21 protein-coding genes are annotated in these 24,456 nt (G+C 33.4%); all 21 read left to right on the top strand.

What is annotated here, in order from left to right; translation table 11 throughout:
- The first annotated feature begins 4 nt into the window (after positions 1-4).
- The 21 genes from uvrB to hprK all read left to right on the top strand — a co-directional run bounded on the left by uvrB (position 5) and on the right by hprK (position 24,438).
- Positions 5-1,984, top strand: coding sequence for an excinuclease ABC subunit UvrB (gene uvrB / locus Q326_RS0106425; protein ID WP_026894625.1), 1,980 nt, complete (start codon positions 5-7; stop codon positions 1,982-1,984).
- Position 1,985: 1 nt separating this feature from the next.
- A complete protein-coding gene (uvrA, locus tag Q326_RS0106420) occupies positions 1,986-4,802 on the top strand; it encodes an excinuclease ABC subunit UvrA (RefSeq protein WP_026894624.1) in 2,817 nt (938 codons plus the stop codon).
- Between the two features lie 183 nt (positions 4,803-4,985).
- Positions 4,986-6,461, top strand: coding sequence for a sodium/proline symporter PutP (putP, locus tag Q326_RS0106415; protein ID WP_026894623.1), 1,476 nt, complete (start codon positions 4,986-4,988; stop codon positions 6,459-6,461).
- A 125-nt stretch (positions 6,462-6,586) separates the two neighbouring features.
- A complete protein-coding gene (locus Q326_RS0106410; protein ID WP_034601422.1) occupies positions 6,587-7,396 on the top strand; it encodes an amino acid ABC transporter substrate-binding protein in 810 nt (269 codons plus the stop codon).
- A 36-nt stretch (positions 7,397-7,432) separates the two neighbouring features.
- Complete coding sequence (locus Q326_RS0106405; protein ID WP_026894621.1) at positions 7,433-8,077, top strand: amino acid ABC transporter permease; 645 nt, start codon at positions 7,433-7,435, stop codon at positions 8,075-8,077.
- A gap of 148 nt (positions 8,078-8,225) precedes the next feature.
- The gene (locus tag Q326_RS0106400) at positions 8,226-8,765 is read left to right on the top strand and encodes a hypothetical protein (RefSeq protein ID WP_026894620.1); all 540 of its coding nucleotides are present in this window, start codon (positions 8,226-8,228) and stop codon (positions 8,763-8,765) included.
- Positions 8,766-8,956: 191 nt separating this feature from the next.
- Positions 8,957-10,153 carry an ABC transporter substrate-binding protein gene (locus Q326_RS0106395; protein WP_026894619.1) on the top strand — a complete coding sequence of 399 codons (1,197 nt, stop codon included), beginning with the start codon at positions 8,957-8,959 and terminating at the stop codon, positions 10,151-10,153.
- A gap of 99 nt (positions 10,154-10,252) precedes the next feature.
- On the top strand, positions 10,253-11,155 hold the full coding sequence (locus Q326_RS0106390; RefSeq protein ID WP_034601421.1) for a branched-chain amino acid ABC transporter permease: 903 nt from the start codon (positions 10,253-10,255) through the stop codon (positions 11,153-11,155).
- A 3-nt stretch (positions 11,156-11,158) separates the two neighbouring features.
- Positions 11,159-12,202 (top strand): branched-chain amino acid ABC transporter permease, encoded by a 1,044-nt coding sequence (locus tag Q326_RS0106385; protein WP_051531249.1) that lies wholly within the window; start codon positions 11,159-11,161, stop codon positions 12,200-12,202.
- 23 nt (positions 12,203-12,225) lie between these two features.
- Complete coding sequence (locus tag Q326_RS0106380; protein ID WP_026894616.1) at positions 12,226-12,987, top strand: ABC transporter ATP-binding protein; 762 nt, start codon at positions 12,226-12,228, stop codon at positions 12,985-12,987.
- A 1-nt stretch (position 12,988) separates the two neighbouring features.
- A complete protein-coding gene (locus Q326_RS0106375) occupies positions 12,989-13,699 on the top strand; it encodes an ABC transporter ATP-binding protein (protein ID WP_026894615.1) in 711 nt (236 codons plus the stop codon).
- A 194-nt stretch (positions 13,700-13,893) separates the two neighbouring features.
- Positions 13,894-15,654 carry a sigma 54-interacting transcriptional regulator gene (locus Q326_RS0106370; RefSeq protein WP_169733577.1) on the top strand — a complete coding sequence of 587 codons (1,761 nt, stop codon included), beginning with the start codon at positions 13,894-13,896 and terminating at the stop codon, positions 15,652-15,654.
- Between the two features lie 326 nt (positions 15,655-15,980).
- Positions 15,981-17,435 carry a 4-hydroxyphenylacetate 3-hydroxylase family protein gene (locus Q326_RS0106365; protein WP_026894613.1) on the top strand — a complete coding sequence of 485 codons (1,455 nt, stop codon included), beginning with the start codon at positions 15,981-15,983 and terminating at the stop codon, positions 17,433-17,435.
- Positions 17,436-17,534: 99 nt separating this feature from the next.
- On the top strand, positions 17,535-17,813 hold the full coding sequence (locus Q326_RS0106360; RefSeq protein WP_026894612.1) for a NifU family protein: 279 nt from the start codon (positions 17,535-17,537) through the stop codon (positions 17,811-17,813).
- 11 nt (positions 17,814-17,824) lie between these two features.
- Complete coding sequence (locus Q326_RS0106355) at positions 17,825-18,118, top strand: hypothetical protein (protein WP_026894611.1); 294 nt, start codon at positions 17,825-17,827, stop codon at positions 18,116-18,118.
- The gene (locus Q326_RS0106350) at positions 18,099-19,388 is read left to right on the top strand and encodes an acetyl-CoA hydrolase/transferase family protein (protein WP_250160317.1); all 1,290 of its coding nucleotides are present in this window, start codon (positions 18,099-18,101) and stop codon (positions 19,386-19,388) included. Before Q326_RS0106355 ends, Q326_RS0106350 begins: the two co-directional genes overlap by 20 nt.
- An 18-nt stretch (positions 19,389-19,406) precedes the next feature.
- Positions 19,407-20,765 (top strand): permease family protein, encoded by a 1,359-nt coding sequence (locus tag Q326_RS0106345; protein WP_034601420.1) that lies wholly within the window; start codon positions 19,407-19,409, stop codon positions 20,763-20,765.
- 230 nt (positions 20,766-20,995) lie between these two features.
- Entirely contained in the window at positions 20,996-21,193 is a 198-nt protein-coding gene (locus Q326_RS0106340) for a cold shock domain-containing protein (RefSeq protein WP_026894608.1), read from the top strand.
- 105 nt (positions 21,194-21,298) lie between these two features.
- Positions 21,299-23,164, top strand: a complete 1,866-nt coding sequence (gene uvrC, locus Q326_RS0106335) for an excinuclease ABC subunit UvrC (protein ID WP_034601418.1) — start codon at positions 21,299-21,301, stop codon at positions 23,162-23,164.
- A 128-nt stretch (positions 23,165-23,292) separates the two neighbouring features.
- Positions 23,293-23,505 (top strand): PspC domain-containing protein, encoded by a 213-nt coding sequence (locus Q326_RS0106330; protein WP_026894606.1) that lies wholly within the window; start codon positions 23,293-23,295, stop codon positions 23,503-23,505.
- A 9-nt stretch (positions 23,506-23,514) separates the two neighbouring features.
- Positions 23,515-24,438: an HPr(Ser) kinase/phosphatase gene (gene hprK, locus Q326_RS0106325; protein ID WP_026894605.1), complete on the top strand. Its 924-nt coding sequence runs from the start codon at positions 23,515-23,517 to the stop codon at positions 24,436-24,438.
- The last annotated feature ends 18 nt before the right edge of the window (positions 24,439-24,456 follow it).

Raw genomic sequence — 24,456 nt, 5'->3', positions numbered from 1 at the left:
TTTTATGGGTAAATTCACACTGGTTTCCGAATATAAACCAACAGGAGATCAGCCTTATGCTATAAATAAATTAAGTGAAGGGATTGTAAATGACAAAAAACATCAGACCCTTTTGGGGGTAACAGGTTCTGGCAAGACCTTTACTATGGCAAATATCATAGAAAAGGTACAAAAACCTACTATAGTTATAGCGCATAATAAGACATTGGCTGCTCAATTGGCCAGTGAGTTTAGAGAGTTTTTTCCTGAAAATGCTGTAGAATACTTTGTAAGCTATTATGATTATTATCAGCCAGAAGCATATGTACCTCAAAGCGATACTTATATAGAAAAAGATGCATCAATAAATGATGAAATAGATAAACTTCGACATTCGGCTACTGCATCTCTATTTGAGAGAAGGGATGTAATTATAGTAGCTAGTGTTTCTTGTATATATGGTTTGGGAGATCCAATAGATTATGAAAATTTAGTATTGTCGTTAAGACCAGGTATGATAAAGGATAGAGATGAAGTATTGGCTAAACTTGTAGATATACAGTATGAAAGAAATGATATAAATTTTGTTAGGGGTACCTTCAGGGTACGGGGAGATGTAGTTGAGATATTTCCTGCCTCTTCTTCGGAGAATGCCATACGGGTAGAATTTTTTGGGGATGAGATAGATAGAATAACAGAGGTAAATTCTTTGACAGGGGAGATAATAGGGACTAGAAGTCATATATCTATATTTCCAGCATCTCACTTTGCTACATCTCAAGATAAGATAGAAAGGGCTATTAATGATATAAAACAAGAGCTAGTTGAACGACTAAAAGAACTGCGTTCACAGGACAAACTATTAGAAGCTCAAAGATTAGAGCAAAGGACTATGTATGATATAGAGATGTTAAGAGAGATGGGATATTGTCAAGGTATAGAGAATTATTCTAGACATATAAGTGGAAGACCTCCAGGAAGTAAGCCATATACTTTGTTAGACTATTTTCCCGACGATTATTTAATGATAATAGATGAGTCCCATGTTACTATTCCACAGATAAGAGGCATGTATGCAGGGGACAGGTCTAGAAAGGAAACTCTAGTAAATTATGGATTCAGATTGCCTTCAGCGTTAGATAACAGACCATTAAGATTTGACGAATTTGAAAGTCATATAAATAAGATAGTATATGTAAGTGCAACACCTGGACTCTATGAGAATGAACACTCTGAAGAAGTGGTAGAACAGATAATAAGGCCTACAGGATTATTAGATCCTCTAGTTGAGGTTAGACCTGTAAAAAATCAAATAGATGATTTAATAAAGGAAATAAATATGAGAATAGAAAAGAACCAAAGGGTATTAGTAACTACATTGACCAAGAAGATGTCTGAGGATTTGACCAATTACTTAAAGGAAATAGGAGTGAAGGTAAATTATTTACATTCTGATGTAAAGACTATAGAGAGAATGAAAATAATAAGAGACTTGAGATTGGGAGAATTTGATGTGCTTGTGGGAATAAATCTTTTGAGGGAAGGGTTAGACTTACCTGAGGTTTCCCTTGTGGCAATATTAGATGCAGATAAGGAAGGATTTTTAAGATCAGAGACTTCTATGGTACAGACCATAGGAAGGGCAGCTAGAAACTCCGAAGGAAAGGTCATAATGTATGGAGATAGAATTACTGGTTCTATGGAGAGAGCAATAAGTGAGACTAATAGAAGAAGACAAATTCAGAAAAAATACAATGAGGAACATGGTATAGTACCAAGAACTATTAGAAAGTCCATAAGGGATGTAATAGAGGCCACAAAAGTGGCAGAGGATGAAGAAAAATATGGAATAAGTGAAGAAGATAAGCTTTCCAAGGAGGAAATAAAGGAATTAATAGTTCAACTAGATGCTGAAATGTTTGAAGCAGCTGAAAATTTACAATTTGAACGGGCAGCAGAATTGAGGGATAAAATAAAAGAACTAGAACAGAGGATAGAGGGATAAAATGGAAAGAAACAGTATTATTATAAAAGGAGCAAAGGAACATAATCTAAAGGATGTAGATTTAGAAATACCAAGGGATAAATTTGTAGTCTTAACGGGATTAAGTGGTTCGGGTAAGTCATCTATTGCATTTGATACCATATATGCCGAGGGACAGAGAAGGTATGTGGAAAGTTTATCTGCATATGCAAGGCAATTTCTGGGTCAGATGGAGAAGCCAAATGTGGAGTATATAGAGGGATTATCTCCAGCCATATCTATAGATCAAAAGACTACTAGCAATAATCCCAGATCTACAGTGGGAACTGTGACAGAGATATATGATTATATGAGGTTATTGTTTGCACGAATTGGTACGCCACATTGTCCTAAATGTGGAAAGGAGATAACTTCTCAGACAGTGGACCAAATGGTGGATGCTATATTGGATCTACAACATAGAACAAGGATTCAGATACTGTCTCCCATAGTTAGAGGTCGTAAAGGACAACATAAAAAGACACTGGAATTAATAAGGAAAGATGGATTTGTAAGGGTTAGGGTAGATGGAGAAATATTTGAGCTTACAGATGATATAGAACTAGACAAAAATAAAAAGCATAATATAGAGGTAATGATAGATAGGATTATAATTAAAGACGGTATAAGAAAGAGATTGACTGATTCCTTGGAAACGGCTTTAAAATTGTCAGAGGGATTAGTTATAGTTGATATAATTGATAGAGAAGAAATGCTTTTTAGTGAAAAATTTGCATGTGTAGAATGTGGAATAGCACTGGAGGAATTGGCACCTAGGATGTTTTCTTTTAATAGTCCTTTTGGAATGTGTCCCGTATGTAATGGATTGGGAAGTCATAAAAAGATTGATCCTGATTTAGTAATACCCAATTATGAGCTTTCAATAAATCAAGGAGGATTAGCACCATATAGCAATATATCCGAGGACACATACTATTATAAGATATTTGAATCCATAGCAAAGAATAATAATTTCGATTTGCAGGCACCCCTTAAAGATGCACCTGATAGCTTTTTACAAGAGCTTTTATATGGGACAAACAAAAATATATCCTTTGAGTTTGAGAGTAGATTTAATGGCAGAAGGACTTATAATGGCAAATTTGAGGGTATAATAAACAATTTGGAAAGAAGATATACAGAAACGAATTCTAATTATATGAGGGATAAAATAGATAAATTCATGGGAGTTATATTATGTAATAATTGTAATGGAAGCAGATTAAAAAAGGAAAGCTTAGCTGTTACAGTGGGAAATAAGAATATATATGAAATAACTGAAATGTCCATTAAAGATACTGTAGAGTTTTTTAACACGCTATCTTTAACAGAAAGACAGGAATTTATAGGACATCAAATCCTGAAGGAAATAAAAAGTAGACTTAACTTTTTAAAGGATGTGGGTTTGGATTATTTGACATTATCTAGAAGTGCAGGTACCCTCTCTGGAGGAGAGTCTCAAAGGATTAGATTGGCTACTCAAATTGGATCAAGCCTTGTGGGAGTTTTATATGTCCTCGATGAACCCAGTATAGGTCTTCATCAAAGGGATAATAACAGATTATTAAAGACATTGAGAAATTTAACTGATTTAGGTAATACAGTATTAGTTGTAGAACATGATGAAGATACGATGTATAATGCAGATCATATAGTGGATATAGGACCAGGGGCAGGGCTCCATGGTGGAGAAGTGGTAGCTCAAGGTACTGTAGAAGATATAATGAACTGTGATAGATCTATAACAGGGCAATATTTGAGTGGAAAAAAGAAAATAGAAATACCTAAAAATAGAAGGGCACCCAATGGTAAAAAAGTCATGGTTATGGGTGCTAAAGAAAATAATTTGAAGGATATAGACGTGGAGTTTCCACTGGGAGTATTTCTCTGTGTAACAGGTGTATCGGGCTCTGGTAAAAGTACATTGGTAAATGAAATATTATATAGAGGTCTAGCCCATAATTTACATAGGGCTAAGACAAAACCAGGGGCTCATAAAGGTATAAAAGGAATAGAAAATATAGACAAGGTTATAGATATAGATCAATCTCCAATAGGAAGAACTCCAAGGTCCAATCCAGCCACATATACAGGAGTTTTTGACCATATAAGAGATGTATTTGCTAAGACTCCTGAAGCTAAAATGAGGGGATATAAGAAGGGAAGATTTAGTTTCAACGTAAAGGGCGGTAGATGTGAGGCATGTAATGGAGACGGTATAATTAAGATAGAGATGCATTTTTTACCTGATGTATATGTACCCTGTGAGGTATGTAAAGGGGAAAGATATAATAGGGAAACTTTACAGGTTAAATATAAAGGTAAAACCATATCCGATGTATTAAATATGACTGTTGAAGAAGGTCTAGAATTCTTTGAGAATATACCCAAAATAAAAAGAAAATTGCAGACAATGTATGATGTGGGATTGGGATATATAAAATTAGGCCAACCTTCCACACAACTTTCTGGTGGTGAAGCCCAGAGGATAAAACTAGCCACTGAATTAAGTAAAAAGAGTACTGGAAAGACTCTATATATTTTAGATGAGCCAACAACAGGATTGCATATGGCCGATGTGCATAAACTTATAAAGGTATTAAACAAGCTTGTTGAGGGAGGAAATACGGTAATAGTAATAGAACATAATTTAGATGTAATAAAAACTGCAGACTATATAGTGGATTTAGGTCCTGAAGGTGGAGATGGAGGAGGTACTGTAATCGCTAAGGGAACTCCAGAAGAAGTTGTTGAAACACCAGAGTCCTATACAGGACAGTTTTTAAAGGAGATATTGTAAATATAGTTGGTAGTTCATAGTGCGTAGTTAGTAGTTGGTGGAGGAAATCTTATGGATTTCATGATTAAACCACTGACTACTAACTTTTCTTTTCTCCTATAATATGTTACAATTTATTAATATGTGTTTTTTCACCCAAAAATGAGACAATATTTGTAAAAACAATAGGAGGAGTGAATATTTATGGCAATTAATAGTGGAAGTATACTGTTGACCTTTATAATATATCTACTTTTTATGCTAGGTATAGGTTTTTTCTTTTATAAAAGGACAGAAAATTTATCAGACTATGTATTAGGAGGAAGGGGATTAAACAGTTGGGTAACAGCATTGAGTGCCCAAGCCTCAGATATGAGTGGATGGCTTTTGATGGGATTGCCTGGAGCTGCATATTTAACAGGAATAGAGTCAGTATGGATAGCTATAGGACTGGGATTGGGAACATACTTAAATTGGAAATTTGTAGCTGAAAGGCTTAGGAAATATACAGAGATAGCAGGAGATTCTATAACCCTTTCTGTATACTTTGAAAATAGGTTTAGAGATAACTCGGGGATTCTTAGAACATTGTCGGCATTGTTTATATTATTATTCTTTTTATTCTATACTTCATCGGGATTGGTTGCAGGAGGAAAATTATTTAGTACTGTATTTGGTATTGAGTATAATTTAGCCCTTACTATTGGAGCTATAGTAATAATAGGTTATACGTTTTTAGGTGGATTTATGGCTGTGAGTTGGACAGACTTTTTTCAAGGTGTTATTATGTTTTTTGCCATAATAATAGTACCTATAGGTGGTATTTATAATCTGGGAGGTATTTCTGAGACATTAGATAAAATAAGAGTCATAAATATGGAACTAATTAATCCCTTTACTAATATTGAGGGAAATTTTTTGGGCTGGATTTCAATAATATCCCTTTTTGCATGGTGTTTTGGCTACTTTGGACAACCCCATATATTGTCTAGATTTATGGCTATATCTTCTGCTGAAAAGATAAAGAAGTCTAGAATGATAGCTATGATATGGGTGGTCATAAGTTTGGTCATGGCAATATTAATAGGAATGATAGGTAGGGTATATTTAGCTGAGCCATTGGCTGATGCTGAGAAGGTATTTATGGTAATGGTAAATAGATTATTTCCATCATATATAGCGGGAATAATGTTGGCAGCCATATTGGCAGCTATAATGAGTACAGCGGATTCACAGCTTTTAGTTACTGCGTCTGCATTGACAGAGGATGTATATAGGGCATTGTTTAAAAGAAATGCATCGGATAAGGAACTGGTATGGGTTAGCAGATTATCTGTAATAGGGGTAGCTATAGTTGCATATATATTAGCACTTAATCCTGAAAGTTCAGTGTTGGATTTAGTATCATATGCCTGGGCAGGATTTGGTGCAGCATTTGGACCAGTAGTTATATTTTCTTTATTTTGGAAGAGAATGACTAGAAATAGTGCCATATTAGGTATGCTTACGGGAGGAATCACAGTAGTTGTTTGGAAACAACTTTCAGGGGGAATATTTGATCTTTATGAAATAGCCCCTGGATTTGCCATAGCCAGTCTAATAATAGTAATAGTTAGTCTGTTGGGAAAAGAACCATCTGAAGAAATTCAGCAGGAATTTGAGAGAGTTGGTAATGAGTAATTAATAACAAGTAGTTAGTAGTTAATATTGCAAGCTACTAGCTACAAATTTTTAAATTTATACTTTACTTATATAAAGTGATAAAGTATAATAGTATATAGTTAAAAAAGAGAGGAGAAATTAATATGAATAGGAAAAAATATTTATTGATTAGTTTTGTAATTATATTATCTTTATCAGTAATTTTGACGGGGTGTGGAGAAAAGAAATCTGTTGATAATTCATTGAATGATATAAAGGAAAAGGGATATTTTGTAGTGGGACTAGATGATAGTTTTCCACCTATGGGGTTTAGAGATAATTCTGGAGAGATAGTAGGATTTGATATTGACTTGGCAAAGGCAGTAGCTGAAAAAATGGGGGTAGATGTAAAGTTTCAACCTGTAGAATGGGATGGAGTTGTATTAAGTCTTAAAAAGGGAGATATAGACGTAATATGGAATGGATTGACAGTTACAGAGGAAAGAGAAGAGAATATAGACTTCTCAGATGCTTATCTTGCCAATAGACAAGCTATAATAGTTGGAAGAGACTCTGAAATAAAGGATAGATCAGATTTAAAGGATAAAATAGTAGGTATCCAGATGGGAAGCAGTAGTGAAAAGGCATTGGCTTCAGATGATGAACTTACAAATTCTTTAAAGGAAGTTAGAAAATATTCCAATAATGTGGAAGCACTTTTAGACTTAAAAGCTGGTAGGCTAGAAGCTGTTATTGTAGATGAGATAGTAGGAAGATATTATACTGCAAAGAAACAGGATGAATACAAGATATTAGAAGATTATCTGGCTGAAGAATCTTATGCTGTGGGAGTTAGGGAAGAAGATGATTCCTTTACTGAAGAATTAAACAAGATTTTAAAGGAGATAAAAGAAGATGGCACTGGTAAAACAATATCTGAAAAGTGGTTTGGAGAGGATATATTAGTTAAATAAATGATTTTTCTAAAGTAAAATTGAGGGGTTTAAATTATGGCAGATATTTTAGATATGACAATTTTTATATTAAAGGGATTATCGGTAACATTGAGGTTGTATATATTTACAGCTATACTTTGTTTGCCCTTAGGGCTTGTATTTGCAATAGGTAAGGTATCAAAGCTTAAGGGTTTAAGAAATATATTAGGTATATATACTTGGATATTTAGGGGAACACCCCTTCTACTCCAATTGTTCTTTACCTATTATGGATTACCTATAGCTACAGGCATATCTTATAGTCCTTTTATTGCAGCATTAATCACATATACTCTGAATTATGGGGCATATCTGACTGAAATTTTTAGATCAGGTATAGAATCTATAGATAAGGGGCAATATGAGGCATCATTTGCTTTAGGTATGAGTTATAGACAGACTATGTCAATTGTAGTAATTCCTCAAGCATTGAGACGAGTTATACCTCCACTATGCAATGAAGCTATTAATCTTGTGAAGGATACGGCTTTGGTAGCTGCCATAGGAATGGGAGATCTACTGAGGTCTTCTAAAGAATTAGTTACTGCATCTTTTACTATAACCCCATTTATTATTACAGCAATACTATATCTGATATTTAGTAGTTTTGTTGTATTGTTTTTTAGATATCTAGAGATGAAATTCCAGATAAAAAATTAAAAATTATTGCATAATTACAGCTCTCAATTCTTATTCACTAGTTAAATAAGAATTGAGAGCTGTTTTTAATATATCAGTATAGAATTATTTATTGAGGAAATACTTTCTAATAATATTGTACAAGCATATTTATTGGGAGGTATGAATAATGAATAGAAAGATGATTATAATTATATTTGTGTTGATATTGTTGAGTAATGTAAATATTGCGCAGGGACTGGAACAAGGCATCCAATGCTACATAGAAAAGATATCATTTAAAATTGATAATAATACAGATGATATAGAGTATGATGTACTCTTTTATGATGATTTGCCCTATATGTCATTGGAGCAGATAGAAAGTATATATAATAGTGATATAGATTTCCATGATATTGATAAAGAGGTAGATATAAAAAGGTATAGGGATTTTGATGAGTGCAATCCATTGGAGGGAGAGATATTTGTCTATGGAACAATAAAAATACTAGATGATGAAAAGGGATATATTGAAATAGAACAGGCATTTGACCACAATAGTACAGAAATAGAAGGAAGAAAGGAAATAGTAGATGATTTGGTAATAATATTGAAACGGGGAGACAATAAAATGAATATAGCATTTAAGGATTTAAAATTAGGAGATAACATAGGTATGGTACTCAATGCTAATGGCAAAGTTCGGGGGATTATATTAGAAGGTTAAAATTTACAAATTGTATACACACAAAAAACACTTGACTTCTTCATGAATACAGATTAAAATTATATTAAATAAATTTAATATTTTAGCATTTGATTCAGAGACAGTATTGTCTCTGAATCAAGTTTTGTTTTATTGCTTTAACTTAGTATTGTCTTAAAGCGATGGGACTAAAATTATAAGGGGGGTATATTGTGAGGAAGAGAATTTCATTGTTTTTGGCATTGGTTATGATATTGTCATTATTTACTGTGGGATGTTCTCAAGGGCAAGAGACATCTAATGAAGGTGGAGCTGGAGATAAGCAGGTTAGTGAAGGTGGAGATACGATTAAGATAGGTGTATTTCAGCCTATGACAGGCCCAAATGCTGCAGGAGGAGAAATGGAAGTAGAAGGTATAAAGTTGGCCAATGAACTGTATTCAGAAGTCTTAGGAAAAGAGGTAGAACTTGTTATAGTAGATAATAAATCAGATAAAGTTGAAGCAGCTAATGCTGCCACTAGACTTGTAGATAAAGAGAAAGTTGTGGCAATAATAGGTAGTTGGGGAAGTTCATTGTCAATGGCTGCTGGTCCAATAATACAGAAGGGGCAAGTACCCACTGTAGGTGCATCTTGTACAAATCCATTGGTTACAGCGGGAAATGAATACTATTTTAGAGCATGTTTTATAGATCCTTTCCAAGGCAAGGTTATGGCTAACTATGCCTTTAATGAGTTAGGTGCTAAAAAGGCCGCTATAATAAAGGAAATATCAAATGATTATTCAGTAGGACTAGCTAAGTTTTTTACTGATGCATTTAAAGAATTAACTGGAGATGAAAATGCAATAGTAGGAGAGGCAAATTATAATACTATGGATCAGGATTTTACTGCACAACTAACAAATATTAAAGATCAAAATCCAGATGTTATATTTGCACCAGGTAATTTTACTGAATCTGCATTACTTATAAAACAAGCCAGAGAATTGGGAATAGAGACACCTATTTTAGGTGGAGATACTTGGGAACTAGAGGAATTCTTAGAAATAGGTGGAGAAGCAGTTGAAGGAACTGTTATATCTACATTCTTTACATCAGAGGTACCTATAACTGATAAATCAGAGGAATTTTTGAATGCATATAGGAAAAAATTTGATTCAGAGCCACCAGCAGTTGCTGCATTGGGATTTGATGCATATTTAATGATATTAAATGCAATTGAAAAGGCTGGGTCAGCTGATAAAGTAGCTATAAGGGATGCATTGGCTGAAACAGAAAATTTTGAAGGGGCAGCGGGAATAATTACATTAGATGAAAATGGAGATGCTGTTAAGAGTGCAATAATAAAAGAGGTTAAAGATGGAGAATTTAAATATTTGACAACTGTAGAGCCTTTTAAGAAATAGGAAAAATATAATATAGACTATCGGTATTGATAGTCTATATTATATTTTATAAATTCGCAATATTTTGCATATTTAATCTAATACAAGAGAGGGATATTTATGGACTATATGAGTTTAGAAAGCTTTTTTCAACATTTGGCCAATGGCATATCATTGGGTAGTTTATATGCATTATTAGCTATTGGTTATACAATGGTATATGGCATATTGAGACTAATAAATTTTGCTCATGGAGATATATTTATGTTGGGTATATATTTTGGCTTTTATGCTGTAAGTAGATTCTTCCTACCATGGTGGATAGGATTTATAGTAGCAATTCTTTTGACTGGAATAATAGGAATATTAATAGAAAGACTGGCTTATAGACCATTAAGGGACTCTCCAAGAATATCTGTTATGATATCGGCCATAGGAGTATCTTTTTTTATAGAAAACCTTGCAGTAGTTATATTTGGAGGAAAACCAAAGTCTTTTCCCAATATAGGGATTTTTAGTAAAGTAGTAAAAATAGGTTCAGTTACATTGACAAGTGTATCTCTTTATATTCCCATTGTGACAATGGTATTATTAATTGGATTATTATATATAGTTAATCATACTAAAACAGGTATGGCTATGAGGGCTGTATCTAAGGACTATGAAGCTGCAAGGCTCATGGCTATAAATGTAAATAGTATAATAACTATAACCTTTGGAATAGGCTCTGTAATGGCTGCAGTAGGGGGAGTAATGTGGGGACTTAGGTATCCATCTATGATTCCTTTAATGGGACTTATGCCTGGTCTTAAATGTTTTATTGCTGCTGTTGTGGGTGGTATTGGGGATATCAAAGGTGCAGTTATTGGCGGATTTATATTGGGGCTAGGAGAGATTATGCTAGTGGCATTTTTGCCTAGTTTATCAGGATATAGGGATGCCTTTGCCTTTGTATTATTAATAGTCATTTTATTATTTAAGCCCACAGGCATTATGGGGCAAAATACAGTGGAGAAGGTGTAGCATATGGAAATAAATAAAAAAAAGAGATTAATGACTTTAATAGCTATTGGGTTATTTCTTGTAATAATAGTAATATTTAACAAAACATTTGACTCATACAAGATGAGGATATTTAATCTATGTGGAATATATGTAATTTTAGCTTTGGGACTTAATTTGATAAATGGGTTTACTGGATTATTTTCTTTGGGTCATGCAGGTTTTATGGCTGTGGGGGCATATACATCTGCATTACTTACAATGTCCCCTGATATGAAGGAAATGAATTTTTTTATGAAACCCATAGTACCCTTTTTGGCCAATGTGGAAGTACCCTTCTATATCGCATTACTTATGGGAGGAATTATGGCTGGATTGGCAGGTTTTTTAATAGGAGCACCTGTATTAAGATTACGAGATGATTATCTTGCTATAGCAACATTGGGATTTGGTGAGATTATCAGGATAATATTTACTAATACCCAATCTTTGACTAATGGAGCATTGGGACTTAAAGGATTGCCCAATACTACCAATGTATGGTGGAGTTGGGGTATAGCAATAGTATGTATAATATTTATGGTATTTCTTATAAAAGGTAGTTATGGAAGGGCCTTTAAAGCCATAAGAGAAGATGAGATAGCAGCACAGGCCATGGGAATAAATCTATTTAAACATAAGATATTGGCATTTACAATAGGCTCTTTTTTGGCTGGAATAGGAGGGGCATTATTAGCCCATTTATTGGGTACTATAGATCCATTAATGTTTAGATTTATTTTGACATTTAATATAGTTCTTATAGTAGTACTGGGAGGTATTGGCAGTATAACAGGGACAGTAATATCTGCTGTAGTAGTTACAACACTAATGGAGGTATTGAGGGTATTAGATGGAAGTATGAACTTTGGATTTATAAAGATTGCAGCCATACCAGGACTGAGAATGGTAGTATTTTCTGCTCTATTGATGATAGTTATATTATTTTATCAGCAAGGGCTTATGGGGACCAATGAGTTTACATGGGATTGGTTTATAGATAGAAAGAAACGCAAAAAAGTTAGTTAATATAACAGAAGGATGTGAAGTATATGTCAGTTTTACGAACTGATGGAATAACCATGAAATTTGGAGGACTGGTTGCAGTATCAAATTTGAATATGGATTTGGAAAAAAATCAAATTGTAGGATTAATAGGTCCCAATGGTGCAGGTAAGACTACTGCATTTAATATGATAACAGGTGTATATAAACCGACTGAAGGAAGTATATATTTTGAAGATAAAGATATAACATTAATGAAGCCTCACAATATAACTAAATTAGGATTGGCAAGGACATTTCAGAATATAAGGTTGTTTAAAGAGTTGTCAGTTTTAGATAATGTGTTAGTAGCCAACCATTTGAGACTTAATTCCAATGTTATTTCATCTATATTTAGGACACCTGATTATGTAAAAAAGGAAAGATATATGTATGAAAAATCCATAAATCTTTTAAATGAAGTAGATTTGTTAGATGTAAAGGATGAAAAGTCATATTCACTGCCCTATGGAAAACAACGGAGACTTGAGATAGCTAGGGCATTGGCTACAAATCCTAAAGTATTACTTTTAGATGAGCCAGCGGCAGGCATGAATCCTCAAGAATCTTTGGAGTTGATGAACTTTATACAGGAAATAAAAGAGAAATTTGACATAACTATATTGATGATAGAGCACCATATGCAAGTAGTCATGGGGGTATGCGAGAATATTTATGTTTTAGACCATGGAGAAACTATAGCGGTGGGCAATCCTTACGAGATACAAAACAATCAAAAGGTAATAGAAGCCTACTTGGGGGTTGATTGATATGCTTAAAATAGAAAATTTAAATGTACATTATGGAGGTATACATGCACTAAGGGGTATTACATTGGAAGTGATCAGTGGTAAAATAGTAACCCTCATTGGGGCAAATGGAGCAGGGAAAAGCACAACACTAAGGACTACTATGGGATTAGTTGAGAGTAGCAGTGGAAAGATAATATATCAGGGGAAGGATATAACTGGTGAAAATACCACTGGCATTGTGAAGAAAGGATTGGTATTGGTACCAGAGGGAAGAAGGGTATTTCCCGACCTAAAGGTTGAAGAAAATCTTATGTTGGGTGCCTATGGTAGAAATGATAAAGAGCAAATTCAAAAGGATTTGAAATGGGTATATGAGTTGTTTCCCATATTAAAGGAACGAATCTGGCAAAAGGCAGGGACTATGTCAGGAGGAGAACAGCAGATGTTAGCTGTGGCTAGAGGACTTATGTCTAGACCAAAATTATTAATGATGGATGAGCCTTCTCTAGGGTTGGCACCATTAATAGTTAAAGATATTTTTAATATAATAAAAGAGATAAATAGAGAAGGAGTAACTATACTTTTAATAGAGCAGAATGCTAAAGCATCGTTAGAGATTGCTGATTATGGATATGTATTGGAGACAGGAAAGATAGTATTAGAAGGTAATGGAATGGAGCTTCTAGACAATGATGATGTTCAAAGGGCATATTTAGGAGAAGTCAAATGAGAATATAAAATATAGTTAGTAGTTGGTAGCTAGTAGTTCGTAGTTGATGGTGGAAATCCTATGGATTTTATCATTAAACTACTTACTACTAACTTTTTTATATTTTAATAAGTTTTATAGTTGCCAACAATCGGGATATTTGTTTTTAGAATCATTTTTTTGTGTTATTATTAAAAATGGGAGGGGGTTATTTTATGGGGATGGGCGAGAGTAATGCAGATAAATTATCAATACAATATGAACTTAAAAAACTTCGAACAATAATACAATCTTCCAGCAATGGGATAGTTACAATTGATAAGGATGGAATTATATCATGTTTTAATAAGACGGCTTTAAAGATATTGGGGGTTGACAAGTATGATGTGAAAGATAGTCATATCTCAGATATATTTGAAAAATTCAGAATAGAGAAAAATATATTGAAAGAATTTAATAGTATATATAAAGAGAAAATCAGGTATAAAGGGAAATTACTAATATATGATTTTATTCCGTTGAGAATAGATGACAAATTATGGGGAGCTACTATCTTATTTCAAGATATAACTTCCTTTGAAAAGATATTAAAGGAGCTAGAAATTAATAGAAAGTTATCTAAAAGATTGGATAGAACTATAGAGTATTCCTATGATGGGATATATATTACAGATGGAAAAGGAAAAACTATCAGAGTTAATGAATCATATGAGAGAATAACAGGGCTGAAAAGGGCGAATCTAATTGATAGAAATATGAAAGACCTTGTGAAAGAGGGTTATATATCAAAGTCAGGTTCTCTTTTATCAATAGAGAAAAGACAGACTATTTCTTTAAATCAAGAGTTTAAGACAGGGAAGAAGGCATTGATTACCAGTAGACCAGTATTTGATGAAAAAGGAAATATAATTATAGTGATAACTAATGTAAGGGATGTCACTGAGCTGTATAAACTAAAAAGTGAACTGCAAGTACAGGAAAAGTTAGCTGAAAAATATTATTGGGAGATTAAAGAACTAAAAAATCAATATCTAGACACATCAGGTCTTGTGGTAAAGGATAAAAAAATGTTAGATATTCTTTATCGTGCTAAAAAGGCGGCAATAACTGATATTACAGTATTACTTTTTGGTGAAAGTGGAGTTGGAAAAGAGGTTGTGGCCAAATTCATACACAAGAATAGTAACAGACTTGAAAAGCCATTTATAAAAGTAAATTGTGGTGCTATACCAGAAAATCTAATAGAATCTGAACTCTTTGGATATGAACAAGGGGCATTTACTGGTGCAAATAAAGATGGAAAGATGGGACTTTTTGAGGTTGCTAATGGAGGAACCTTATTTTTAGATGAGATAGGAGAATTGCCACTAAATATGCAGGTAAAACTTTTGAGGGTACTTCAAGAAAATGAAGTCAAAAGGGTTGGGGGAGTGAAATCCATAAAGATAGATGTGAGGATAATTTCTGCCACTAATAGGGATTTAGAAAAGATGGTAAAACAGAAGCTATTTAGAGAAGATCTATTTTATAGATTAAATGTAATTCCTATAAATATTCCTCCACTTAGAGAGAGAAAGCAGGATATAATAGAATTGACTAGATATTTTTTAATGAATATAAACGAAAAATATGGATGGAATAAATCTTTAGCCAGAGATGTTATGGATGCTATTTATGACTACCAATGGCCAGGAAATGTAAGGGAACTAAAAAATGTTATAGAAAGAATAACAGCAATGAGTAGTGGCGATGAGATAAATTGTAAAGACTTACCTAGAAAAATACTCAATAAAAAGAATAGGCCAAGATTTGAATTCTGTGATGATATAATCCCTATAAAAAGGGCAGTTTCCATTGTAGAAAAAAATTTGCTAGAGAGGTCATATGAAAAATATGGTAATGTCAGGGATGCTGCTAGGGCTTTAGACATAGATCCTTCTACATTTGTGAGAAAGAGGAAAAAATATGAAAAATAGATGTTGCAATAATGCAATAAAAATGCATATATGCAAACAAGGGTATATATAGCTTTAAATTCAATGATTTCATATTAAGAATTCAAAAAACGAAGAGAAATTCGTTGCGATATCGCAACGAATTTCTCTTTGTTTTTTGAAAATATAGGATTTGTTTTGGTTTTTTATTAAATGAAGATACTGAAAATACAGTCATTTAATGAGGACAAATAAAAAATAATTAACTTTGTTAAAAAAATGGCATATCAATTGCAATATTAATTAAGTGAGAATAAAAGATAGCTATCTTGATATCAAAATTAAATTATGTTAGGGAGGTTGTTAAAATGGCACTTATGACAGGGAAAGAGTATATTGAAAGTCTTAGAAGTTTAGACATAAAGGTTTATATGTTTGGAGAGTTGGTGGAGAATCCAGTAGACCATCCGATAATTCGTCCATCTATTAATTCAGTGGCAATGACATATGAATTGGCCCATGATCCACAATATGAAGATTTGATGACAGCTACATCTAATTTAACAGGAGAAAAGGTAAATAGGTTCTGTCATTTACATCAAAGTACTGAAGATTTAGTTAAAAAAGTAAAAATGCAAAGATTATTGGGACAAAAAACGGCATCATGCTTTCAAAGATGTGTTGGGATGGATGCCTTTAATGCAGTTTTTAGTACTACTTATGAAACAGATGAAAAATATGGGACTAATTATCATAAGAATTTTACAAAATACATGAAAGAGGTTCAACAAAAGGATTGGACAGTGGATGGAGCAATGACAGATCCCAAAGGAGATAGAGGTTTAGCCCCTAGTAAACAAGAGGATCCAGATATGTTTGTCCATGTAGTAGAAAGAAGGAATGACGGTATTGTAGTAAGGGGGGCAAAGGTACATCAAACAGGTAGCATTAATTCCCATGAGCATTTAATCATGCCTACAATAGCGATGGGACCCGATGACAAAGATTATGCTGTGTCCTTTGCTATACCTACAGATGCAGATGGAGTTTTCATGATATATGGCCGTCAGTCATGTGATACTAGAAAGCTGGAAGAAGATGTACAAATGGATGTGGGTAATAGTGAATTTGGAGGGCAAGAGGCATTGGTGGTATTTGATGATGTCTTTGTACCCAATGAGAGAATATTTTTAAATGGAGAGACAGAATTTGCAGGTATGTTAGTAGAAAGATTTGCAGGATATCATAGACAAAGTTATGGTGGCTGTAAAGTAGGAGTTGGTGATGTATTAATAGGAGCTGCTGCATTGGCTGCGGAATATAATGGAGTGCCTAAGGCATCTCATATAAAGGATAAACTTATAGAGATGATGCATCTAAATGAAACTCTATACTGTTGTGGTATAGCATGTTCTTCAGAGGGCTATGCTACACAATCGGGGAATTACCAAATAGATATGTTATTGGCGAATATATGTAAACAGAATGTTACGAGATTCCCTTATGAGATAGCCCGATTAGCTGAAGATATTGCAGGGGGATTAATGGTTACTATGCCATCTGAAAAGGATTTCAAACACCCAGAAATAGGACCCATATGTGAAAAATACTTTAAAGGTAATGCAAATGTACCTACTATGGATCGTATGAAAATATTAAGATTAATTGAAAATATGACACTGGGTACTGCAGCGGTAGGATATAGAACAGAATCAATGCATGGAGCAGGGTCTCCTCAAGCACAGAGAGTAATGATATGGAGACAAGGTAATTTAGAACACAAAAAAGATTTAGCTAAAAATATAGCCAAAATAGAAAAATAATTGAGATGTAATTATAAATTTTAGTATTGACAGAGGCATAAATAAAATTATTTGTAGCAATTTTATGTCTCTGTTGATCTATAAATATGGAGTGATATTATGGTTGACAAAGTGAAGGAAATACTTGAAGAAAAAATAAGACCTAGGTTAATAAGTCATAATGGGGATGTAAGACTTTTAGAAGTTAAAAATGGAGTAGTCAGGATAAAATTATTGGGTGCATGTAGTGGGTGTCCCCATTCTGATATGACTACAAAGGATTTTATTGAACAAAAGTTAAAGGAAGAGTTTCCATGGGTCAATGAAGTTGTTATATCTAGAGAAGTGAGTCCAGAGCTTATTGATATGGCAAAAAAAATTTTAAACAAATCTCTATAAGGAGAAATGATGTGAATATAGGTATAAAGTATTGTGGTGGTTGTAATCCCAAATACAATAGAAAAAGGTTTGTAAAATATATAAAGGATATATTAACAGAAGATAAATTTTTTGTAGCTAGAGAAAATGAGTATTATGGTGTGTTGATTATAGTGTGTGGGTGCACAAGTGCTTGTGCAAATAGTGATAGAATTTTGTGCCAGTGGAAGATAAAAGTAGACAGTAGAGATTGTTATGAAGATATATTTAAAAAGATAAATATGTTAAGGCATGAGGGGGGAGATTATGTGGAAAAGAATTTATAAAAATAGATTGACATCTGCTGATGAAGCAGTAAAAAATATAAAGTCTGGCGATAGAGTAGTTATAGGCCATGCATGCAGTGAACCTACGAAACTGGTTAAGGCCATGATAGATAATAAGGAACAATACGAAGATGTTGAAATTGTCCATATGGTTGCCATGGGAAAAAGTGAATATACAAAACCTGAAATGAGAGGACACTTCAGGCATAATGCCCTTTTTGTTGGAGGATCTACTAGGGAGGCAGTTAATCAAAATAGGGCAGATTATACACCTAGCTTTTTTTATGAAATACCTAGGTTGTTTACAGATAATTACTTACCTGTAGATGTGGCACTTATACAGGTAAGTACTCCAGATGAACATGGATATTGTAGTTATGGATTATCTAATGATTACACTAAGCCTGCTAGCGAATGTGCAAGGTTAGTAATAGCAGAGGTCAATGATAAGATGCCAAGAACTTTAGGTGATAATTTTATACATGTGTCTAATATGGATTATATAGTTGAAAATTCAACAGAGCTCATAGAGCTTAATGCACCTAAAATAGGTGATATCGAAAGGGCAATAGGAGAGAACTGTGCTGCTCTTATTGATGATGGATCCACATTACAATTGGGAATAGGGGCAATCCCCGATGCTGTATTATTGTTTTTAAAGGATAAAAGAGATTTGGGGATTCATTCAGAGATGTTTTCTGATGGAGTTGTAGACCTTGTTGAGGCAGGTGTAATAACAAATAGGAACAAAACTATTCATAAAGGAAAAATGGTAGTTACTTTCATGATGGGGACGAGACGACTTTATAATTTTATTGATAATAATCCATCTGTGGAACTATATCCTGTGGACTATGTAAATAATCCTGTAATCATTGCACAAAATTATAAGATGATTTCCATTAATTCATGCCTAGAAGTAGATTTAATGGGACAAATATCTTCTGAAAGTATAGGATTAAATCAATTTAGTGGGACTGGGGGGCAGGTTGACTATGTTAGAGGTGCTAGTATGGCCAAAGATGGGAAATCTATAATAGCCATACCTTCCACAGCAAGGAAAGGCAAGACTTCAAGAATAGTACCATTTTTAAATAAGGGTTCTGCAGTTACTACTTCAAGAAATGATGTTCATTATATTGTTACTGAATATGGTATAGCTGATTTAAGGGGGAAGACATTGAGAGGTAGAGCTAAGGCCCTTATCAATATTGCTCATCCTAATTTTAGAGATGAGTTAAAAGATGAGTTTGCAAAGCGATTTAAATAAAATGAGGGGGATATATTTATGAAAGGAAGAAAAAATGGTGAAGAGCAACCGTATATTCCATTTGGAATATTTAAAATAAGAATTCCATTTATACACTATAAAATAGAAATGCCTGAAATTTGGCAAGGACTCTTACTTTGTGCAACTTGTCTAGGTGCGATACCTGTTATGACTGAGACTCTAGGATTTTCTTTTGAGGTGGCTTTAACAATGGTTATAATAAATGGATTGTTTTATAACCTACATGTTTTAATGGGAGATCCTGTTGTGCCAGGCTGGATAACTCCAGCATTGCCATTGATTTTAGGGTTTTTAGGACAATATAAAATGGGCCCAGATAGAATACATGCACTAATAGCATTACAATTATTAGTGGGAGTATTGTTTGTAATAATGGGGATAACAGGTTTAGCTGGAAAAATAATAAACTGGATTCCCAATTCAATGAAAGCTGGTATATTATTGGGTGCTGGTGTTGCTGCTATAACAGGGGAAATGGGCATAGGAGGAAGATTTGGTGAATTTCCTATTTCTATAGCATTAGGGGGGTTATTGTCATTTTATATTTTATTTTCAGCAAAGTTTAAGAGTATAAAGGTGAAATCTAATATATTGTCATATTTAGGCAAATATGGAATGGTACCAGCTATAATAGTGTCTTTATTTATAGGTGTTTTAGTAAAAGAAATACCAGTACCAAATATACAGTGGGAAATATTTGTGCCTAGATTTGGAGAAGTTATAAAGACCATAAGCCCATTGGGCATAGGCTTTCCAGGCGTTGATATATTTATAGCTGCATTACCTATGGTAATTGTAGTGTATATAATAGCCTTTGGAGACTTTATAACTAGTAAAGCATTGATAAATGAAGCAAATGAAAGCAGAAAAGATGAAAAGATAGACTTTGACTCCAATAGATCTAATCTTATAAGTGGTGCTAGAAATATCATTCAATCTATAATAGTTCCCTATGCCACATTATGTGGACCCTTATGGGCTGCAGTGACAGCAGCTGTTAGTGAAAGGTATAAAGAGGGAAGGCATCAAATGGATTCTATATATGGAGGATTTGGAAGTTTTAGAATAGCTAGTTTTATAGGTGTTTCATTAATGCCCATAGTGTCATTGTTAAAGCCTGTATTGCCTATTGCACTATCTTTGACATTATTAGTTCAAGGATTTGTTTGTACTAGGATAGCCATGCAATATACTGAAACAAATGAAGAAAAGGGATTGGCTGGAGTTATGGGTGCTGTACTAGCTACCAAAGGAGCTGCTTGGGGATTGGCTGTAGGACTGATATTGCATTTTATAATAGGAAGTGGAAAGAATAAAGAAATGGAAAAGGCAAATGAATTAGAGGCTACAGCATAGAATTTGAAGATTTAGTTTCAGTTTTTTTGTAACATTTCCAAAAATTACTTGACTTATTATTAAAAGTATTATAGACTTAGTAAGAACCTTAATTCAAAAGTAAATTATTATTATTGTATTTCTGATTTGTTTATTGCTAACAATGACTTTGCATATAAAATCCGAAATTTCTATTGATAAGTTATATTTACAAAGAATTAAAGGAATAAAAATTTCGGAGGTATGAAAATATGAATGGTATAGTAAAATGGTTTAATGCAGAAAAGGGATTTGGATTTATTACTACAGAAGAAGAAAATGATGTATTCGCTCATTTTTCTCAAATTAATAAGGATGGATTCAAGACATTGGAAGAAGGACAAAAAGTATCCTTTGATGTAGTTAAAGGACCAAAAGGCCCTCAAGCAGAAAATATAACAATACTTTAATTTTATAAGAGCAATGAAAACCTGAAGATTTATCTTCAGGTTTTTTTACTTTCTTTTTTTGTGGTATTATATATGTATAACATTTAAATAAATAAGGGTGAGAGTATGCACTTTAATATAGATGAGGAATTAAAAAAGTTACCAGATAGATCAGGTGTATATCTAATGAAAGATGATTCTGGACAGATTATATATGTAGGGAAGGCCATCTCTTTAAAGAAGAGGGTGAGACAATATTTTCAAAACTCTTCATCAAAGGCGACCAAGGTAAGGGCTATGGTGAAGAATATAAAGGAATTTGAATATATAATCACTGATACAGAAGTGGAGGCATTAATTTTAGAAGCAAACCTTATTAAAAAGCACAAACCTAAATATAATGTGCTTTTAAGGGATGACAAGCAATATCCTTATATAAAGGTTACTACTAATGAGACATATCCTAGAGTGTTTAAAACTAGAAATATAAAAAAGGATGGTGCAAAGTATTTTGGACCGTATACCAGTAGCGGTGCAGTAAATGATACATTAGATATCATTAGGAATTTATATCCAATAAGGACATGTAAGATGAATATAGACAAGGGACAGAGAAAAAAGAGGCCATGTCTAAATTATTATATAGGGAAATGTATGGCACCTTGTCAAGGCAATGTAGATGAAAAGAAATACATGGATATGATTAATGAAATAATTATGTTTCTTAATGGCAAAGAAGAAAAATTGGTACAGATTATAGAAGAAAAAATGAAAATGGCATCTAAGGAATTAGACTTTGAATTGGCAGCAAAATATCGAGATAAGATAATGTCTTTGAAACATATATTGGAAAAACAAAAGATAGTTTCCACTAAGATGGTGGATCAAGATATAATAGGTATGGCAAGAGCAATGGACGAATCTTGTATACAGATATTCTTTGTTAGAGCAGGAAAGGTTATGGGAAGAGAACATTTTATTTTAGATGATACTGAGAGTATGAATAGAGGGGAAATATTAAGCGCCTTTGTAAAACAATTTTATCTAGGAGCTGCATATGTGCCAAAGGAAGTATTGATAGAAGAAGACTTTGAAGATAGAGAAGTAGTAGAAAAATGGTTAAGTGAAAAAAGGGGTTCAAAGGTATATATGAAGATACCTAAAAGGGGAGATAGAAATCAGTTAATGGAAATGGTAAGAACCAATGCAATGAATGTATTAAATCAATATAGTGACAGAATAAAGGGGAAAACATTGGAAGCAAAGGAGGCATTACAGCAATTATCAGAAATAATGGGGTTGGAAGCATTGCCCATAAGGATAGAGGCCTTTGATATATCCAATATACAGGGGGTAGAATCAGTGGGTTCCATGGTAGTGTTTCAGGATGGACAAAAGGTCCCCAGATATTATAGAAGATTTAAAATAAAAAGTGTAATTGGTTCTAATGACTATGGAAGCATGGAAGAAATTGTTAGAAGAAGGTTTAATCGTGGCATAGAGGAAAGAAGACTTATAAAGAACAATAAAGTAAAGATGAAGAGTTTTTCTGTATTTCCAGATATTATAATGATTGATGGAGGGAAAGGTCAAGTAAATATAGCAAAAAAAGTTATAGATAAAATGGGAATAGATATCCCTATATGTGGTCTGGTAAAGGACGAAAATCACAGGACTAGAGGTATTATATATAATAATAAGGAAATAAAACTCCCTGTTGGAAGTAAGGCGTTCAATCTTATTACTAGAATTCAAGATGAGGCCCATAGATTTGCCATAAGCTACCATAGAACATTAAGGGATAAAAAGGTGTTTAAATCTGTATTAGATGATATAAAGGGCATAGGACCCAAAAGGAAATTTGAATTGTTAAAGGCATTGGGTTCTGTAGAAAATATAAGAAAGGCATCTTTAGAAGAATTAAGAGCAGTTAAGGGTATGAATAATATATCGGCAGAATCTGTATATAATTATTTTAGACAGAGACGATAGTTTGTAGTTGGTAGTCGGTAGTCGATGAATGAAATTCTATGAATTTCTTCATACTTCTAAGCCCTAAGAACCAAGCCCTAAGAACCAAGAACCAAGAACTAAGAGCTAAAAAAGAAGGAGTGAAACTGGTGGAAAATAAAAAATTATATTTATCGAGGACTGATAAAAAGATTTCAGGAGTTTGTGGAGGTATAGCAGAATACTTTGAGATAGATTCTACACTGATACGATTATTATGGGTATTGGCAACAATATTTACCGTTGGATTTCCTGGTGTCATAGCATATATTGTGGCAGCTATGGTTATGCCAGATAAACCAAAACATTTTGATGAATATTAGGGGGAAAAAATGAAATCTCTTACTATAGACAGATTAATTAAAGATATGAAATTACAGATTATATATAAACCAGAAAAAATAGATACTGAAATAATAAAAAGTGACATAAATAGGCCAGGTCTTCAATTGGCAGGATACTTTGATCATTTTGTTTATGATAGACTTCAAATTATAGGGAAGGTTGAGTCCAGTTATCTGGAGACATTGGATAAGGAGACTAAGGAATACAGACTAAATAGATTTTTTAGTGCTCCTATACCAGCACTAATAGTTAGTAGAAAAATGGAAGTTGATCCCTATATGATAGAATGTGCCAAGAAATATAAAAGACCTATTTTGACTACAGAGATGCCTACGACCAAGTTTATAAGTAAGATCATAGGATATATAGATGATATGTTAGCTCCAAGTACTACTATTCATGGAGTATTGGTTGACGTATATGGTATTGGTATACTAATAGTAGGAAAAAGTGGCGTTGGCAAAAGTGAAACAGCATTGGAATTGATAAAAAGAGGACATAGACTAGTTGCAGATGATGCAGTAGAAATTATCAGAGAAGAAGAAGGAAAATTAAAGGGAATGGCCCCTGAATTGATAAGACATTTTCTTGAGATAAGGGGACTAGGGATATTGGATATAAAAAGGCTTTATGGAATAGGAGCTGTTAGGGCTTTTAAAACCATAGAATTGGTAATAGAACTGGAATATTGGGATGAAGAAAAGAGTTATGACAGGGTAGGATTAGATGAAGATTTCACTGAAATACTGAATACCAAATTGCCCAAGATTGTAATACCAGTGAAACCAGGACGAAATTTAGCAATGATAATGGAGGTTGCAGCTAAAAATCATAGACAAAAACAGATGGGTTATAACGCCGCAGTGGAGTTAAACAATAAATTAATGAAACAGATGGGATTTAGTGAGTAGATGTATACAGTATAAAAG

The organism is Clostridiisalibacter paucivorans DSM 22131 (assembly GCF_000620125.1).
In the GTDB taxonomy this organism is placed as follows: Bacteria; Bacillota; Clostridia; order Tissierellales; family Clostridiisalibacteraceae; genus Clostridiisalibacter; species Clostridiisalibacter paucivorans.
The sequence above is the reverse complement of the archived record's forward strand: the minus strand, read 5'-3'. Positions and strand labels throughout refer to the sequence as shown.